This window comes from Nocardia sp. NPDC052254, from assembly GCF_040679495.1.
Taxonomy (GTDB): Bacteria; Actinomycetota; Actinomycetes; order Mycobacteriales; family Mycobacteriaceae; genus Nocardia.
Map to the genome: position 1 here is coordinate 562,109 of NZ_JBFAUW010000002.1, position 17,094 is coordinate 579,202.

At 67.5% G+C, this 17,094-nt stretch carries 16 protein-coding genes; 7 read left to right on the forward strand and 9 right to left on the reverse strand.

Annotation, left to right across the window (positions count from 1 at the left end):
* Nucleotides 1–169: 169 nt before the first annotated feature.
* A complete protein-coding gene (locus AB0L57_RS07500; protein ID WP_364958620.1) occupies nucleotides 170–1,141 on the reverse strand; it encodes a nitronate monooxygenase family protein in 972 nt (323 codons plus the stop codon).
* Between the two features lie 388 nt (nucleotides 1,142–1,529).
* Between AB0L57_RS07500 and fadD5 the strand changes: the two genes are divergently transcribed.
* Entirely contained in the window at nucleotides 1,530–3,104 is a 1,575-nt protein-coding gene (gene fadD5, locus AB0L57_RS07505) for a fatty-acid--CoA ligase FadD5 (RefSeq protein ID WP_364958621.1), read from the forward strand.
* A 108-nt stretch (nucleotides 3,105–3,212) separates the two neighbouring features.
* On the opposite strand, the gene AB0L57_RS07510 is transcribed toward fadD5, so the two are convergent.
* The 3 genes from AB0L57_RS07510 to AB0L57_RS07520 all read right to left on the reverse strand — a co-directional run bounded on the left by AB0L57_RS07510 (nucleotide 3,213) and on the right by AB0L57_RS07520 (nucleotide 7,303).
* A complete protein-coding gene (locus tag AB0L57_RS07510) occupies nucleotides 3,213–5,585 on the reverse strand; it encodes a lysylphosphatidylglycerol synthase transmembrane domain-containing protein (RefSeq protein WP_364958623.1) in 2,373 nt (790 codons plus the stop codon).
* 145 nt (nucleotides 5,586–5,730) lie between these two features.
* Nucleotides 5,731–6,528 carry an SDR family oxidoreductase gene (locus AB0L57_RS07515; RefSeq protein ID WP_364958626.1) on the reverse strand — a complete coding sequence of 266 codons (798 nt, stop codon included), beginning with the start codon at nucleotides 6,526–6,528 and terminating at the stop codon, nucleotides 5,731–5,733.
* Nucleotide 6,529: 1 nt separating this feature from the next.
* Nucleotides 6,530–7,303, reverse strand: a complete 774-nt coding sequence (locus AB0L57_RS07520) for a 2OG-Fe(II) oxygenase (RefSeq protein WP_364958628.1) — start codon at nucleotides 7,301–7,303, stop codon at nucleotides 6,530–6,532.
* Between the two features lie 164 nt (nucleotides 7,304–7,467).
* On the opposite strand from AB0L57_RS07520, the gene AB0L57_RS07525 reads away from it, so the two are divergent.
* Together AB0L57_RS07525 and AB0L57_RS07530 are read left to right on the forward strand one after the other, a co-directional pair.
* Nucleotides 7,468–8,094 (forward strand): GDSL-type esterase/lipase family protein, encoded by a 627-nt coding sequence (locus tag AB0L57_RS07525; protein ID WP_364958630.1) that lies wholly within the window; start codon nucleotides 7,468–7,470, stop codon nucleotides 8,092–8,094.
* A gap of 120 nt (nucleotides 8,095–8,214) precedes the next feature.
* Nucleotides 8,215–8,775 (forward strand): dihydrofolate reductase family protein, encoded by a 561-nt coding sequence (locus tag AB0L57_RS07530; RefSeq protein ID WP_364958631.1) that lies wholly within the window; start codon nucleotides 8,215–8,217, stop codon nucleotides 8,773–8,775.
* 19 nt (nucleotides 8,776–8,794) lie between these two features.
* On the opposite strand, the gene AB0L57_RS07535 is transcribed toward AB0L57_RS07530, so the two are convergent.
* The gene (locus tag AB0L57_RS07535) at nucleotides 8,795–10,360 is read right to left on the reverse strand and encodes an NAD(P)/FAD-dependent oxidoreductase (protein WP_364958633.1); all 1,566 of its coding nucleotides are present in this window, start codon (nucleotides 10,358–10,360) and stop codon (nucleotides 8,795–8,797) included.
* A 39-nt stretch (nucleotides 10,361–10,399) separates the two neighbouring features.
* Nucleotides 10,400–11,038 (reverse strand): methyltransferase domain-containing protein, encoded by a 639-nt coding sequence (locus AB0L57_RS07540; RefSeq protein WP_364958635.1) that lies wholly within the window; start codon nucleotides 11,036–11,038, stop codon nucleotides 10,400–10,402.
* Between the two features lie 64 nt (nucleotides 11,039–11,102).
* On the opposite strand from AB0L57_RS07540, the gene AB0L57_RS07545 reads away from it, so the two are divergent.
* Nucleotides 11,103–11,678: an NUDIX hydrolase gene (locus AB0L57_RS07545; protein WP_364958637.1), complete on the forward strand. Its 576-nt coding sequence runs from the start codon at nucleotides 11,103–11,105 to the stop codon at nucleotides 11,676–11,678.
* 30 nt (nucleotides 11,679–11,708) lie between these two features.
* On the opposite strand, the gene AB0L57_RS07550 is transcribed toward AB0L57_RS07545, so the two are convergent.
* On the reverse strand, nucleotides 11,709–12,404 hold the full coding sequence (locus tag AB0L57_RS07550) for a class I SAM-dependent methyltransferase (RefSeq protein WP_364958639.1): 696 nt from the start codon (nucleotides 12,402–12,404) through the stop codon (nucleotides 11,709–11,711).
* A 35-nt stretch (nucleotides 12,405–12,439) separates the two neighbouring features.
* Nucleotides 12,440–13,459, reverse strand: a complete 1,020-nt coding sequence (locus AB0L57_RS07555; protein ID WP_364958641.1) for an NAD(P)/FAD-dependent oxidoreductase — start codon at nucleotides 13,457–13,459, stop codon at nucleotides 12,440–12,442.
* A gap of 79 nt (nucleotides 13,460–13,538) precedes the next feature.
* Here AB0L57_RS07555 and AB0L57_RS07560 point away from each other — a divergent pair, with 79 nt between their 5' ends.
* A complete protein-coding gene (locus tag AB0L57_RS07560; RefSeq protein WP_364958643.1) occupies nucleotides 13,539–14,132 on the forward strand; it encodes an XRE family transcriptional regulator in 594 nt (197 codons plus the stop codon).
* A gap of 10 nt (nucleotides 14,133–14,142) precedes the next feature.
* Here the strand turns inward: AB0L57_RS07560 and AB0L57_RS07565 are convergent, their stop codons facing one another.
* Nucleotides 14,143–15,678 (reverse strand): FAD-binding protein, encoded by a 1,536-nt coding sequence (locus AB0L57_RS07565; RefSeq protein WP_364958645.1) that lies wholly within the window; start codon nucleotides 15,676–15,678, stop codon nucleotides 14,143–14,145.
* Nucleotides 15,679–16,033: 355 nt separating this feature from the next.
* On the opposite strand from AB0L57_RS07565, the gene AB0L57_RS07570 reads away from it, so the two are divergent.
* A complete protein-coding gene (locus AB0L57_RS07570; protein WP_364958646.1) occupies nucleotides 16,034–16,606 on the forward strand; it encodes an NADPH-dependent FMN reductase in 573 nt (190 codons plus the stop codon).
* Nucleotides 16,607–16,757: 151 nt separating this feature from the next.
* Nucleotides 16,758–17,084 carry a metalloregulator ArsR/SmtB family transcription factor gene (locus tag AB0L57_RS07575; protein WP_364959317.1) on the forward strand — a complete coding sequence of 109 codons (327 nt, stop codon included), beginning with the start codon at nucleotides 16,758–16,760 and terminating at the stop codon, nucleotides 17,082–17,084.
* Nucleotides 17,085–17,094 lie beyond the last annotated feature (10 nt).

A 17,094-nucleotide genomic window follows, 5' to 3' on the forward strand; every position in this document is an offset into this window, starting at 1 on the left:
CCTGGGCGCTGATCGTGCAGCGGCTCACGGTGCCGACCGGGTGTGGGTGTCCCGCATATTGCAGGTTCCCTAGCGATTATGCCGAGAAGTCCGGATTCGGTGAAGTGGCACCGGCGCGGCGACGCGAGCCACGACCGTGTCCGACCGTGGCTCGCGGGTTGCCGTTCGCTCAGGCAACCATGCCGGCGAGGCGCGAATTGATCAGCGACTCGGCCTCGTTCACGATGCGCGAGATCAGTTCCGCGCAGGTGGGGATGTCGTCGATGAGACCCTGGACCTGGCCCGCGGACCAGATGCCGGCGTCCAGATCGCCCTCGTCGAAGACGACGCGGCCGCGCGCGCCGGCGACGAGTTCGCGCACATCCTCGAATACGCCGCCGGCGGCCTCGATCTCGACCACCTTGCGGCTGATCTCGTTGTTCGCCACTCGCGCGGTGTTGTTCATGGTGCGGAAGATGAGCTGGGTGTCGCGCTCGGTGTGGGCGACGATCTGCTCCTTGACCTTCTGATGCACCGGTGACTCCTCGGTGCACAGGAAGCGGGTCCCCATGTTGACACCGTCGGAGCCCAGCGCCAGCGCGGCGACCAGGCCGCGGGCATCGGCGAAACCGCCGGAGGCGATGATCGGGATCTCGAGTGCCTTGGTGGCGGCGGGGATCAGGATCAGGCCGGGCACATCGTCCTCACCGGGATGGCCGGCGCATTCGAAACCGTCGATGCTGACGCCGTCGACACCGATCTTCTGCGCCTTGAGCGCGTGCCGGACGCTGGTGCACTTGTGCAGGACCTTGATACCGGCCGCCTTGTAATGAGGCAGGAACGGCTCGGGGTTGCTACCGGCGGTCTCGACGATCTTCACGCCAGATTCGATGATGGCCTGCGCGTACTCCTCGTACGGCGGCGGGTTGATCGAGGGCAGGATCGTGACGTTGACACCGAACGGCTTGTCGGTGAGTTCGCGGGTGCGTTCGATCTCGCGCCGCAGGTCATCGGGAGTGGGCTGGGTGAGCGCGGTGATGAAGCCGAGGCCACCGGCGTTGGCCACCGCCGCCACGAGTTCGGCCCGGCCGACGTGCATCATGCCGCCCTGCACGATCGGGTGCTCGATACCGAACATCTCGGTGAATCTGGTGCGCAACATCTGTCGTCCTCCTGCCCGCGATACGGATCGGTAGCGGTGGCAGGACCCCCGCGCCCAGGGTGCGACGGGCCCCGCGGGCGAGCCCAGGCGCACCCGGATGCGCTCGATACTGGCATGCCGATAGCACCGGAGACAACAGGATGTGAGTGGCAGTTTGCTTCAGGTATGGGATGTGCCGGAACCTCGTCCGTGGCGCAGATTCGATCAAATCACCTGGCAGAGGGCGCTCTGATGTCTGATCAGGCAGTCGGATGGTGAACGGGGATTCTCGTATGTAACCCTTGTCACGGGAAAAAGTTAGTTGCTATTCTCGCAGTTGGTTCAGCCGTCGACGACGCCATCGGGCCATCCGGTGGACGAATTGTGACGGGCCGAGAGGAGTTCCTGCATGACCACCGGTGTCCAGACCGCCGAACCCATCCGGTCACGGCGCAATCACTGGAACAACCAGATCGCCACCCACGCACTGATGCGACCGGACGCTGTGGCGGTCCGGTTCCGTGGCCGGGACACCACCTGGAAGCAGCTGCACGAGCGCTCGCTGAAATTCGCCGACTCGCTGGCCCGCCGCGGTGTCGGTGTCGGTGACCGGGTGCTGATCCTGGCGCTCAACTACACCGAGTACCTCGAGGCGGTCTTCGGTATCAATGCCCTGGGTGCGATCGCGGTCCCGGTCAACTTCCGGCTCACCCCGCCCGAGGTCGCCTACATCGTGTCCGACTCCGGCGCCGCCGCGATCGTCACCGACTCGCTGCTGCAGCCGCTGGCCACGGGCGTGATGGCGCAGAGCGAGCAGCTGCGGACCTGCGTCGTCATCGGCGGCGTCACCGGCGACGGCGTCATCGGCTACGACGACTTCCTGGCCGAGACCGGCGAACCTCATGTGCCGCAGGATGTTCCGGAAGACACCCCGGCCCTGATCATGTACACCTCGGGTACCACCGGCAGCCCGAAGGGCGCGATCCTGTCCTACGCCAACCTGAACTCCCAGGCGCTCACCTGCATCCGGGCCATGAACACGACACCGGACAGCATCGGCTTCTGCACGTCACCGCTGTTCCACATCGCCGGATTGGGCGCTCTCGCACCGGCGTTCATGCTGGGATCGAAGACCGTGCTGCACCCGCTGGGCGCGTTCGATGCCACCGAATTCCTGGACGCGATCGAGGCCGAACAGGCCACCACCGCGTTCTGCGTGCCCGCGCAATGGCAGCTGATCTGCGAGGATCCGTCGGTCACAACGCGCAAACTGGCCCTGGAGACGCTGAGCTGGGGTGCCGCCCCGGCCTCGGAGACGGTGCTGCGCGCGATGGCCGATTGCTTCCCGGACGCACAGAACGTCGCTGTCTTCGGCCAGACCGAGATGTCGCCGATCACCTGTGTGCTCGAGGGTAAGGACGCGCTGCGCAAACTGGGTTCGGTCGGACAGCCGATCCCCACCATCCAGACCCGCGTCGTCGACGACGAGATGAACGATGTCGCACCGGGCGAGATCGGCGAGATCGTCTACCGCGGCCCGACCATGATGCAGGGTTACTGGAACAAGCCCGAAGCCACCGCCGAGGCCTTCGCGGGCGGCTGGTTCCATTCCGGCGACCTGGTTCGCCAGGACGAGGAGGGCTTCGTCTGGGTGGTCGACCGCAAGAAGGACATGATCATCTCCGGCGGCGAGAACATCTACTGTGCCGAAGTGGAGAATGTGCTGTTCGCGCATCCGAAGATCCACGAGGCGGCAGTGGTCGGCCGCGCACACGAGAAGTGGGGTGAGGTGCCGGTGGCGGTGGTCGCACTGTTCGACGGTGAAACGCTGACCCTCGAGGAGCTCAACGGGTTCCTCAACGAGAACCTCGCTCGCTACAAGCATCCCAAGGATCTGGTGATCGTCCCCGAACTGCCGCGCAACGCCAGCGGCAAGGTGGTCAAGGTCCAGCTGCGCAAGGAGTACGCCGACAACGCGGGCTGAGGCGCCGGCCGGGCTTGTCCGGCCGAATCGATACGCGGGGTGGGCCGCCGGATATTCGTCCGGCGGCCCGTTGTCCCGGCGCCGCAGTACTTTCCGTGCTCCCCGAGGTCAGATCATGTCGTTCCTGGTGAGCCAGCGCATCAGCGGCCAGCCGCAGAACACCGGCAGCCAGCAGGTCAGCACGCGATAGAGCAGCACCGCCGGTACACCGATCGCGGCGGGCACACCGAAGGCGGCCAGCCCGCCGATCAGCGCGGCCTCCACCGCGCCCACCCCGCCCGGAGTGGGTGCGGCCGATGCGAGCGTGCCGCCGATCATGGTCACCACGGTGACCGTCACGAAGGTGGTGGTGCCGCCGAAGGCCTCGATCGCGGCCCACAGCGCCCCGGCCGCGCCGAGCGTGGTGGTCGCACAGCCGCCCACGATCATCAGCAGGCGCACCGGACGTGTCGCCAATGTCCGCAGTTCGCCGACCACCTCCGCCAATTGCGGCCGGACCTCGGTGCGCAGCCAGCGCCGCACGGTGGGGATGAACATGGCGGCGCCGATGGCCCCGAGCAGGCCACCGGCCAGCAGATACAACACCGTCGCGCTCGGCACGAAATGCGACAGATTCGCCGAGACACCGGCGGCCACACTGAACAGAATCAGCAGCGCCACATGGGTGATCACCTGTACCAGCTGCTGCAGCGCCACCGCCGCGGTCGCCTTCACCGCGCCCAATCCGCTCTTCTGCAGGAAGCGCACGCTCAGTGCCAGACCGCCGACGCCGGCCGGGGTCGTGGTCGCGGCGAACGTATTGGCGACCTGCATGCCCAGGAGATTGCGGAAATTCAGCGATTCCCCGGCACAGCCCCACAGCGCCATGGCGGCGCCCAGATAGGTCGATGCGGAGATCGCCAGTCCGAGCAGCGCCCACCACCAGTTCGCGGTGCGCAGTTCGGTGAAGAAGGTCGGCACCTGGCTGATGTACGGATAGGCCACGTAGACGAGGCCGACCAGCAGCACCAGCTGGATGATCTGATTGCGCGAATACCGGGTGATCCGGGCTGCCTCGATCCGGTCCTCATCGGTCTGTTCCAGCACCTGCGCGCGCACGGCCTTCATCAGTTCGCCGGCCTCGGGCACCGATTTCCGGACCTGGTCGCCGATTCCGGTCTTGGTGACGCGCCGGGAGGCGTCGACCACACACTGCTGTCCGAGTACATCGATGGCGGTGCGCACCGCGGATTCGGCGCCGAACAACGCGCTGGCCGTCAACAGCAGTTGGGCGATGTCGGTGGCGAAACGTGTCTCGTAGGCGCCGAATTCCGCGGCCATGAAATTGCCGAAGAGCACCCGCCCCTCGGCGACGTGGATCGCCTCGGCCCGCAGATCACCGTGCGAGACCTGATCGCGGTGCATCTGTTGCAGTGCGCGCCAGACATTGCCCAGCACCACCTCGCTGTCGGTGGCCGCCAGCGCCCGGCCCTTGGGCTCGGTGTGGGCATACAGTGTCCAGCCGCGACTCAGCGCGGCCACGGTCAGTGGTTTGTTGCTGGCCAGTTCCAGATCGGCGAGTGCGATACCCATCAGCGCGCGGTGTTCGACCGCACGCCGCATCGACGCGAAGGCGGGTGCGCGCTCACTGCTGCGGAAGGTCAGCCAGCGCCGGAACTGGCGCAGCATTCCCCAGCTGCGTTGATTCTGGCCGTACAGCTCCACCACCAGTCGGCGATGCGGTCCCGTTTCGGCGCTCAGCAGCAGCGGACCCGACCCCGCGGGGCGCAGCACCGTGAACGCGGTGACCGTGTAACCGCGTCCGGCCAGCACCCGCACGGCCGCCTCCAGCGGCACCTCCAGTGCGGGCGTGCCGACGACCAGCACGATCACCGCTCCCACGAACCAGCCGACGGCCAGGCCCAGCATCGCCCGCGAGGGCACCACCAGACTGACGAACAGGTGCAGTGGGACGAACGCGCCCAGCAGGAACCACCACCAGCGCCGCCACGATGCCGGCAGCCACGGGCTGGCCACGGTCAGACCCGCGGCGAGCATCGCGATCCAGCGCGGATCGTCGAGGAACTGGGAGAGGAAGGTATCGAGCTGCCGTGGCACCTCCAGATGCCACTGCGGTGCGGAGATACCCGATTCGGTGATCGACAGCAGCAGCACCGCGATCAGCCCGGCGGCGAGATATCCGCTGAGCAGCTTCCACTGCATCCGGAAGATCAGGCGGACCAGGATCGCGAACGGCAGGGCGAGAATCGCGATGCCGTAGAGCAGATAGACCAGGTTGGACTGCTCGGGCGTGAGGAACCCGACGATATCGGAGACCGATCGCTCCAGGGCCTCCCAGCGCGGCCGCGTGATCAGTGATCCGGCCACCACCAGCGCCACCAGCAGAGCCGACAGAACCACCCGAATGATGTCGTTCGTGCGCCGGATCCGCGGCTGCAGCAGACTGCCGGAGACGGGAATCTCCCGCCCGTCTACACGCATGTCGTATCGAAACTTTCGGATCGAGGGAGCGGCGTCGGTCCCAGGGTCAGCTCGCCTGTGAGTATGCAGGAGGCCGGGAAAGGAACTGTCGGCAACACGCGGTTTCCGGTGTTCTCGCTGGTGAGCGCGCCGCCCAGGGGTGTCGTCATCGATGCGGTGCCGGATGTGCCACCGCGGGCTCGGCGCCCGGTGCGGTGGTCCTGGCGTCGCTGCCCACGCCGAAGACCTCGCCGGTCACGGTCGCGGCGTCGAGTTCGGCGATCGCCGCCGCGACCAGTTCGGTCGGCACGAGCGCGGGAAAGGTATTGGGGGCGATGCCGTTCGCCCGCACCCCGAATTCGGCGAATTCGGCCGCGATATGCCTGGTCATCTGATCCAACGCGGCCTTGGAGACGGAGTAGACGGCCTGGCCGCCCGGAAAGACGGCGGAACCGGCCAGACTCGACACATTGACGATATTGCGATTGCGGGCGCGGTTCTCGTCGCCGCGGTGCAGCCAGTCGCGCTGCGCCAGCCGGGTCGCCAGCCGCAGCGGCACCTCCACATTCATCGCGAGATGCGGTGCCAGCGCGTCGAGCGCCGCGTCACCGTCGACGAGGCCGTTCGGATGCCACTCGCTCATTGCCGCGTTGTTGACCAGCAGATCCACCCCGCCGAATTTGGCGAGCGCCAGATCGACCACGCGCTCCACCTCGCCCGGACGACTCAGATCGGCGCGGACGACGAATATCCGGGACGCGTTCTCCGGAACCGGGCGCCACGGCTCGAGCGGATCGATGAACCACTCTTCCTGCGAGGGCACGGCCGGTACCCGGTGACGGCACACCGCGACGATGTCGTAATCGGTGTAGTAGGCGCGGCAGAAGGCGTCGCCCAGCCGCCCGCCCGCGCCGGTCAGCAGGCACACCCGGCGCTGCCTCGCGGTCGGCGGGCCCTCGGTCACCTCACCAGTTGACAATGCGATCGCCTCCCCATCGACTCGCCGCCTGTTGCCTCGGGCGGTGCAACCACATCACCACACTGCTGCGGGCGGTGCTGTTCGCACCCAGGAAGGTGTGCCAGGAACGCGGCGTGCACTCGAAGACGATCATCGAATTGTCCAGTGGTGGAACGACAACCGCCGGTTCAGGCGAGCTGCCGGCATTGTCGGCGAACAGGGCGGTCTCGCCGCCGTCACCGGGTTGCCAGTCGCCGTTGCCCAGATAGAACAGCACCGCCACCGCCCGCACCAGTTCGCGGGCCGGGACATCGGCGGGGCGTTCACCGGTCTTCAGATCGATGTCGCCACCGGGCAGCCCGATGGCTCCGGGACCGGGTTCGGGCCCGGGGAACCAGGCCGGACTCAGATCGTGATGTGGCCAGCCGCGCGGGCTTCCGGGCCGATGATGGTGCAGCGAACCCTCCACGTCGCCGGTGGCCGGCACACCCGCGACCCGCTCGATCAGGTCGTGCCAGGCCCGCGACAGGAATACCTCGAGCGGTCCGTTGCGCAGTTCGCTCAGACCGGCACCGCTGGCGCCGTAGCCCGCGGCGACGGGGGCGAACAGCTCCGGCCGCTCGGTGTGCGCCCGTTCGAATTCCGCGGCCAGCCGGCGATAGAACTCCGCGACGAACACATCACGGACATAGACGTGGGGAAACGGTTTCGTCCGGCGAATCCACCGCCGATGCGCCAGCAGGTCGACGAACCAGCGCGGCAGTGGCGCCTCGGACAACATACGAACTCCCTCCCGGACCAACGAGGGCAATCCTATTGCCTGTCCCGAAGGAGCCCGGCGGGATACGGCCGCACGTGGTAACACGTGCGCCGCCGCCGTGCCGCATCCCGCCGGGCCGCGTGGTACCGCGCCGAATTCGTCCCGTCCTGTGCCAGGATCACACGGTGGTAGGCGATGTCCGGGTCTGTTTCGTCGGGGATTCACTTGTTGCCGGTGTGGGTGACCGGCACTGCCTGGGGTGGGCCGGGCGACTGGCGGGTCGTGCGGCCATGGCCGGTGTGCCGCTGACCTACTACAACCTGGGGGTGCGCAGGCAGACCTCTTCCGATATCGCCGCCCGCTGGGAGTCCGAATGCGCCCAGCGGCTCACCGCCGATGCCGATGCGCGCGTGGTCTTCTCCTTCGGTACCAACGACACCTACTGGGAGAACGGTGCCGTCCGGGTGCCTGCCGAGGAATCCGCGGCGAATCTGCGGCGATTACTGCGCCGGTCCACCGAACTCGGCTGGACCGTCCTCGTGGTCGCACCACCGCCGGGTGTGGACGACGAGCACAACGACCGCACCATGGAATTGGACGAACGCTTCACCGACATCTGCGCCGGGGAGCAGATCCCATATCTGCGAATTCATCAGCCGTTGCGGCACAACGACATCTGGATGCGGGACCTGCGCGAGGGCGACGGCTACCACCCCGACGCACCCGGCTACGAACAGATCGCCTCGCTCATCGGACCGCACTGGCTGCGCTGGCTGTCCGAACCGCACACCGGACTCCCGGTGGTCCGCTGATCCGCCGGGACGGAAGAAACCGGCGCCACACCGATCAGTTCCCGAGACCGGTCCCGTCTCCATATTCGAACGCCGCGGCCGATCCGGCCCGAGGCCACCCACGAGGAACGGATATCGATCATGGGCAAAGTCGTCGTCGCCGAATTCGTATCGCTGGACGGATTCATTCAGGACCCGAGCTGGACGGCGCCGTTCTGGACCGACGGTATCGCCAACTACAAGTCCGGTGAGCTGAACGGTGTCGACGCGCTGCTGCTGGGCCGCAACACCTATCAGATGTTCGCCGCATCCTGGCCGGAGCACCCGGAAGAGGGTGCGTACAAGGACAGGATGAACGGGATGCCGAAGTACGTGGCGACCGAAACGCTGTCCGAGCTGGAGTGGAACGCCAACCGCATCGAGGGCGATGTGGCCGCGGCAGTGACGAAGCTGCGCACCGATACCGATCTGCTGGTCTTCGGCAGTGCCTCGCTGGTGAAATACCTGCGCGAACATCAGCTGGTCGACGAATATCGGCTGGTCGTCTATCCGGTACTGCTCGGCAGCGGCGTGCGGCTGTTCGAATCGGTCGACCCCGAGGCCACTCTGGCCCTCGCCGAATCCGAGGTTCTCGACAACGGCGTACTGCTCACCACCTACCGTGTCACCGACAATTCCGTGGTGCGCCCGAGTTTCGGTTGAGCCGGCCGGATCGGCGAGGTCACACCGGTGCCGCCAAGCGCAGTGTCTCCAGCACCGCCATGGCCGCGTTGTGGCCGCCGACTCCGCTGACACCGCCGCCACGCACGGCAGCGGCGCCGCAGCGGAAGATATTGCCGTGACCGGTCTGCACGCCCCAGCGGGCGGCGGCGGTGGTGGCGTCCTCGGTGCGGAACGGGAAACTCAGGTCGCGGTGGAAGATGTGGCCGCGGGGCAGACCGAGTTCGGATTCGAGTTCCGATGGGGTCTTCGCCTCGATACAGGGATCGCCGTTCGCGTCGATGGCGAGGCATTCGCGAATCGGCTCGGCGAGTGCCGAATCCAGCTGCCGCAGCGTGGAATCGATCAGCGAGCTGCGCACATGCTCCGGGTCGGAATCGAAAAGGCTTGCCGGGGTCAGCAATCCGAAGAGGGTCAATGTGTGCATACCTCGACCGTCGGCCTCCGGGCCGAGTATCGAGGGGTCGGTCAGGGTGTGGCAGTAGATCTCCGAGGGTGGCACGTCGGGAAGGCGCCCGGCCGCGGCCGCACGGTAGGCGTGTTCGAGCTGTTCGTAGCCCTCGGCCAGGTGGAGTGTTCCGGAGAAAGCTTCGGCCGGGTCGATATCGGCCCGCAATGCCGGCAGCCGGCGAAGCATCATATTGATCTTGAGCTGGCTGCCGTCGGGTGTGGGCTCGCCCGGTTCGCGCAGCAGCCGTGCCAGTGTCGGCGGCGCGGCGTTGACCAGAACGTGGCGTGCCGCGACCGTTCCGGTGTCCTCGGCGGTCTCGAACCGCACCACAGCTGTACTGCCGTCGGTCTCGATGCCGGTCACGGTGCACGAGGTCCGCAATCGGGCGCCGGCCCGGCGGGCCGCGTCGGCGAGGGCATCGGTCAGTGCGCCCATCCCGCCGACCGGAACATTCCAGTCACCCGAGCCGCCGCCGATCACGTGATAGAGGAAGCAGCGATTCTGCCGCAGTGACGGATCATGGGCATGGGTGAAGGTGCCGATCAGCGCATCGGTCAGCACCACCCCGCGGACGGTGTCGTTGCCGAATCGGGCCTCGATGCTCTCGCCCAGCGGCCGCTCGAACAGCACGTCCCAGGCCTCGGTGTCGTCGAGCGTGCGCCGCAGCTGCTCGCGGGTGGGCAGCGGGTCCAGCATCGTCGGAAACAGGCGCCGGGCAGCGCGGGTGGTGAGATCGTAGAACTGTTGCCAGGCAACATGATCGGCATCGGAGCCCGTCACCCGGCGGAAGCTCTCCCGCGTGCGTTCCGGGTCGGCGGTGTCGACCAGCAGGCCGGTGTCGCCGACGGGGGTGAACGACGAGATACGCCGGGGCAGGGTGTGGAAGCGCAGATCGAGATCTCGCACGATCCGATTCGGCAGCAGGCTGACCAGATACGAGTACCGCGACAGCCGTGCGTCGATCCCCGGGAAGATCCGCTCCGAGACCGCCGCACCGCCGGTGTGGTCCAGCCGTTCCAGCACCAGCACCGACAATCCGCTGCGGGCCAGATAGGCGGCGGCAACCAGGCCGTTGTGGCCGCCGCCGACGATGACGACGTCATAGGAGTCGTGCATCACCCCTGGATATCACGAATCGCGGGCTGCCGCGCCCGATCAGCCGGACTTGCGGACCAGCAGATATCCGTGCGGTGTGCGTTCGTCCGGGTCGGCCACACGCACCGAGTGGGTGATCGGTGTGAAACCGGCCGGACCCAGCAACTCCGTCAGTCGGCTCGGCGACCATCGTGTCACCGGCGCCACCCGGTGGTCGTAGGGCTGCATGTCGACACCGTCGTCGGCGGCCTGGAACGCCAGCTGCAGCAGACCGCCCGGTGCCAGCGCACGCGCGAATTCACCGAACACCTCCGGCAATTGCTCCGGCGGCAGGTGAATCATGCTGTACCAGGCGATGATCGCGGCCAGCTCGCCGTCGGCTACCTCCAGCCGCTCCATCGCCGCATGCTCGAATCGCAAGTGCGGGTGCACCTCCCGCGCGATCCGGACCATCTCCGCGGAGGCGTCCAACCCGAACACCCGTAGTCCCAGGCTGTCCAGATGTCCGGTGATCCGCCCCGGTCCGCAGCCGAGGTCCGCCACCGTGCCGACCGGCCCGGCCTGCACCAGCTCGGCGAACACCGCGAGAACGGCCCGATCGACGGGCTGGTTCATCATCACATCGCGGGAGATGTTCGTATACAGCTCGGCCACTTCGTCATAGGAGGCCGCGACGGCTTCGGTCCTGGATGCGCTCATCCTGGCCAGACTAGTACCGATCGAGACGAGGCGGCCGTGATGCGGTGTCGCCGCGTAGTCTCGGATGGGGACCTCGACCGATCCGGTACCGGGAGGCGGACAGGTGAGAACGCTCGGATCACGCATCGTGTATCGCAATCCCTGGATCGAGGTGCGGGAGGACCGTATCCGCCGCGCCGACGGTTCCACCGGGATCTACGGTGTGGTGCACAGATCGGATTTCGCGGTGATCGTTCCGCTCGACGGTGATCGGCTGCATCTGGTCGAACAGTTCAGATATCCGCGTGGCGAACGCTGTTGGGAGTTTCCCGCCGGTGGACTGCCGGAGGGCCAGTCCGCGACCTCGGTCGAGATGGCGCACCGGGAACTCCGCGAGGAGACCGGTCTGCGCGCCGGTCACCTGGCCCATCTCGGTGTCATCGACGCCGCTCCGGCCACCATGACCCAGCGCGGACACGCCTATCTGGCCACCGATCTGAGTGCCGGTGAACCCGAGCGTGAGCACGAGGAGCAGGACATGCGCTCGGAGTGGTTCGATCGTACGGTGGTGGAGCGCATGATCCGCACCGGCGAGATCACCGATTCCCAGACCATCGCCGCCTACGGGTTGCTCCTGCTGCACGAACGTTCCGGGATCTGATGCCCCCGAGCGGTTCCCGGTGGCAGCGGCTCAGCGTCGCTGTGCCCGGAAAACGCTGTCCTGCATGGTGATCGACGCACCATCCGGACGGATCGCCGAACGGGTCCGGGTTTCGGTGCGGCGGATGTCCCAGTGTTGCGGGTCCAGTCCGGCGGCGATCTCCGCGGCGGTCACATGGACGTGTGCCGAATCGCTGTGGGCCGCGGAGTGGTGATCGCCCGGGGCGTGGCCGACGATGAACAGTGTCCCGCCCGGTGCCACCGCGGCGGCCAGCCGGTCGAACAGCGCGTCGTTCGAGTCGACCGGATGCACATAGCACGCGCACACCAGGTCGAAGCGTTCCACGCCCGCATCCCACTGCGTCAGATCGGCTGCGTGCCAATCGATTCGAGCGGCGATTTCGGTACCGGCCCGAATCGCCCGCTCCCGGCCGCGGGACACCGCGGTCGCGGCGATGTCGACGGCGGTGACCTGCCAACCCCGCTCGGCCAGCCAGATCGATACCGCGCCTTCACCGCACCCGGCATCCAGTGCGGTGCCCGGTGACAGTGCGGACAACTCGGCGACCACATGGGCATTGGCTTCGGGTTCGGAGGCGGAATTTCCGTCGTGATACCGCTGCTCCCAATAACTTCCGGTGAATTCGCGGCCGGTGTGTTCGGCGCGGTGGTGGGCGCTCGCCGCGCTCGAATGATCGGCGGGCCCGTCGGCGCCGTGTGTGGACACGCTGTCTCCTTCGCTTCGACCTGATCCGGTGTGACTCATATGCCGTGCCGCCGATCGCCCACGACCTGCTCGGACACCTCTGCCTCGAGTTCGGCGGCGAAGTCGCGCCGGTGGTCGACCACCGCCAGCCGAGTCTCCTCCTCGACCAGATCGGCGTTGATCTGGGCCGCCGCGAAGGCGCCACCAGCCGCTGCCGCTCCGACCTGAGCGGTCAGATCGGTGACGTTGCCCGCGACCCACACGCCCTCGACACCGGTGCGGCCCATGGCATCGGCGGGGATGTATTCGCCTGCGCCGGAAGGATGTTCGACCGGTTCCAGACCGAGTTGGCGCAGGACGTCCGACCGCGCCACCATCCGCGAGCCGACGGTGACGACCTCGCGTGCCACCACGGTGCCATCGGCCAGTCGCACGCCGGAAATCCGGTCGTCGCGGATCTCGAGTGCCGCCACCGGACCGGTGATCACCGGAATCCGCCGGGCGGCGAGCTTCTCGGCCGCCTCGCCGGTCGGCGCCGCCGTGGTGTGGGTGAACAGCACGACATCGTCGGTCCACTGCCGGAACAGCAGCGCACCGTGCACCGCCATCGGCCCGTTGGCGATCACGCCGATCGCCCGATCCCGGACCTCCCAGCCGTGGCAGTAGGGGCAGTGCACGACATCGCGCCCCCAGCGTTCGCGCAGACCCGCGACGTGCGGAAGTTCGTCCACCAGGCCCGTGGTGACCAGCAGTCGCCGGGTCCGGGTGGTTCGGCCGTCGGCCAGTTCGACATCGAAGCCGCCGTCGGCGCGGGTGACACGGGTGACCTCGCCGGTGACGATCCGCCCGCCGTATCCGCGAACCTCGGCGCGGCCGCGGTCGAGCAGTTCGCCCGGCGCCATGCCCTCGCGGCCGAGCAGACCGTGTATTCCCTCCGCCGGTGCGTTGCGTGGCGCGCCGGCGTCGATCACCATCACCGACCGGCGGGCTCGCGCCAGCATCAGCGCACCGTTCAGCCCGGCCGCACCGCCGCCGACCACCACCACGTCACAACTGCTGTCCAGTTCATCGGTCATCTCGACCACCTCCTGCGATCAAGATGCCCTATCCCCGAACCGGTGGCAAACAACTTTGCCGAAATGGCAAACTGGAGTCATGGACGATCAGCTGGATCGGGCACTCGATGCGGTGGGTCCGCGCTTGCGCGCACTGCGGACCCAGCGCCGGACCACGCTCGCCGACCTCTCGGAATCGACAGGTATCTCGGTGAGCACGCTGTCGCGGCTCGAATCGGGAACCCGCAAACCCACCCTCGAACTGCTGCTACCGCTGGCCCGCGCGCACGGTGTCACTCTCGACGAACTGGTCGACGCCCCGCCGACCGGCGATCCGCGTATCCACATGCGCCCGCTCACCCGCAACGGCATGACCATGCTGCCGCTCACCCGGCGGGCCGGTGGAATCCAGGCCTACAAGATGATCATCCATCCCGAGCACCGCCGCGGCGAACCCGATCCGCAGACCCACGAGGGCTACGAATGGCTGTACATCCTCAACGGCCGGCTGCGGTTGATTCTCGGCGAGCACGACATCGTGCTCGCACCGGGTGAGGCCGCCGAATTCGACACTCGTGTCCCACACTGGTTCGGCCCCGCCGACGAGCAGTCGGTGGAATTCCTGAGCCTGTTCGGCAAACAAGGGGAACGCGCCCACGTGCGGGCGCGTCCCCGGGCCGGCGAAGAGGACTGACGCGAAAACGTCAGCGGCCGAGCATGTTCAGCACGGCCAGATGGCTGAACAGCATCGAGGCACCGATCGGATTGCCGCCGCCGGGATAGACGGTGCCGCTCACCGCGGCCATCGTGTTGCCCGCGGCGTACAGGCCGGAGATGGGCGCACCGGACTCGTCCAGCACCCGTGCGGCGGTATCGGTGCGCAGACCACCCTTGGTACCCAGATCCGAGATGCCGAACGCGGCGGCGTGGAAGGGGCCCTTGCGAATCGGCACCAGCGGTGATTTGCCCTCGGTGAACGACCGGTCGTAGGCCTCGTCGCCGCGGCCGAAATCCTCGTCCGTACCGCGATCGGCGAACGCGTTGAACCGGTCGACCGTCTCGACCAGCGCATGCTCCGGCACCCCGATGAGCGTTGCCAGTTCCGCCAGGGTCGAAGCACTGTGCCGCAACCCCGCGCGCTCGTATTCCCCGGTCTCGGCCATCGGCACATTGGTCGCCTGTACCGGCGGCACCGGACCCGCGCTGTCGTCGTAGATCATCCAGAACGGCAGTGCCATCGCATCGTCGTTCAGCCGCTCGATCACCCGGCGGCCGATCCGGTCGTAGGCGGCGGATTCGTTGACGAATCGACGCCCGTCCCGATCGACGAAGATGCCGCCGGTGAACCACAACGCGAAGGCCGCGCGGCCGTCGGGATGGATCATGCCCGGCGACCACCAAGCCTGATCCATCAGATCGGTATCGGCGCCGGCCGCCATCGCGGCCGCATGTGCCGCACCCCGATTTCCCCAGGGCCCCATGGTGTCCCGGGCCTGTCCAGGCACGCCGAAACGGGCGCGCATCTCGTCGTTCTGCTCGAATCCACCGGCCGCCAGCAGCACTCCCTTGCGGGCCCGGATCGCGACCCGGGCGCCGTCGCGCTCCACCACGGCGCCGGTGACCCTGCCGCCCTCGGTGACCAGCTCGACCAGTGCCGAGTTCAGATGCACCGCGGCATCGGGAAATTTGCTCAGAGCGAGCAGGAAGCGGCCGACCAGCGCGCGCCCGCCGATGAGATATTCCGGCTGCGGATCACCCCGCCGGTCGGTGGCCAGCGGCCCGCGTACATCGGCAGCGGCATCGCCCAATACGGAGGCGCGCAACGGTTTCGGCACGACGTGGCGCTTGCCGTCGTTGCGTGCCTTCGGTGCCGAGCCGAAATAGTCCGGCCACGGGAACATCTGGAATTCGAAGGCGTCGTCGGTCTCGAGGTACTCGATCAGTTCCGCGCCGCCACGCACGTAGGTCTCCTGCAACTCGGCCGGAGTGCGGTCGCCGACCACCGCGCGGTAGTAGGTGAGCGCGTCCTCGAAGGTGTCGTCGACGCCCGCGCGGCGCAGGACCGGATTGCACGGGAACCACACGCCGCCGCCACCGGAATAGGCGGTGGTACCGCCGAACTTGTCGGTCGCCTCCACCACCGCGACCGAGAGTCCTTCCCGCGCAGCGGTATACGCACCGGCCAGGCCGCCTCCCGACCCGGCTACCAGTACATCGACCTCTTCGTCCCAGTTGCTCACCGCATACTCCCAGCACTCGTGTGCGCTCGACGGTATGCGAAGGCGGCCGCGGCGTCACCCGCGATCCCGGTGGGCAGGAATCGGGTGCGGCCGAGCGCGTACCAGCGTCCGTTCGGGAGCCCGGCGGATCCTCGTCGGCACGGGCACGCAGCGGGCATGCCGACCGATCGGCCCGGCGGCGATCGTCGTGGGCCCACGCCCGGCCACATCGGCCGTGCTGATCCTCGGCAAACCGGGTGCCCAGCAGGTTACAGTCATCGAAGACCAGGTACAGCAATCGCCGAGCGACCGGCAAGCGCGGCAGGTGGTCGTCGGTGAGGGCGAACCGTGACCCGCCTATTCGGAAGGAATGCCGGTGCGAACCTATGTGGTCGGCTACATGGTCGGAAGTCTGTCCGTCTCCTCCATCAATCGCGTGCTCGCGAACGCGCTCATCAAATTGGCGCCCGACGAACTGGATTTCATCGATATCCCGATCGGTGAGCTGCCGCTGTACAACCGTGACTACGACGACGACTATCCACCCGCCGGTCGCTCCCTCAAGGCCGCGATCGAATCGGTGGACGCCATCCTGTTCGTGACGCCCGAATACAACCGTTCGATTCCGGGAGCCCTGAAGAACGCCATCGACTGGGCGTCGCGGCCCTGGGGGCAGAACTCCTTCGACCACCTGCCCGCCGCGGTGATCGGCGCCTCGCCCGGCGCGATCGGCACCGCGGTGGGTCAGCAGAGCCTGCGCGCGGTGCTGAGCTTCGCCAACGCCCGCCAGATGACCGCGCCCGAGGCGTACATCCAGTTCAACCCCGAGATCTACGGCGCCGACGGTTCGGTGTCCGACGAGAGCACCGCCGAATTCCTCCGCGGCTACATGAAGGACTTCCGCGACCACATCGAGCGGGTGCTCACCGTTCTGCCGCGTAATCGCTGAGCGACCCCGTCGTCGGCCGCGTGACCGGTGGGGTCCGCGGCCGTCGACGCCGGGAGTGATCAGTGCCATAGTGCCGGACCGGGTGGTCCGGCACTAAATTCGTTAATTAGCGAAATACCGAAGGGTGGTGGCAGTGCGGCAGGACGGACCCGTGACCGCCGAGGCGGCGAGCGAGGAATGCGCCGTACTCGACGAGTGCAAGGCCCTGGCCAACGGGACCAGGCTGGCCATTCTGGGCTGGCTCAAGAATCCGCCCGCGAATTTCCCCGAGCTGGAATCGGAGACGGCCGAGTTCGGAGTGTGCGTCGGCCTGATCCAGCGCAAGGCCGGAACCTCCGCCTCGACCATCTCGGCACATCTGGCCGTGTTGCAGCGCGCCGGATTCCTCACCGCCACCCGACGCGGGCAGTGGACGTACTACCGCCGCGACGAGACCCGCATCCGGCATTTCACCGACCGGCTCCACCACGCGCTCTGATCGGCGCGCT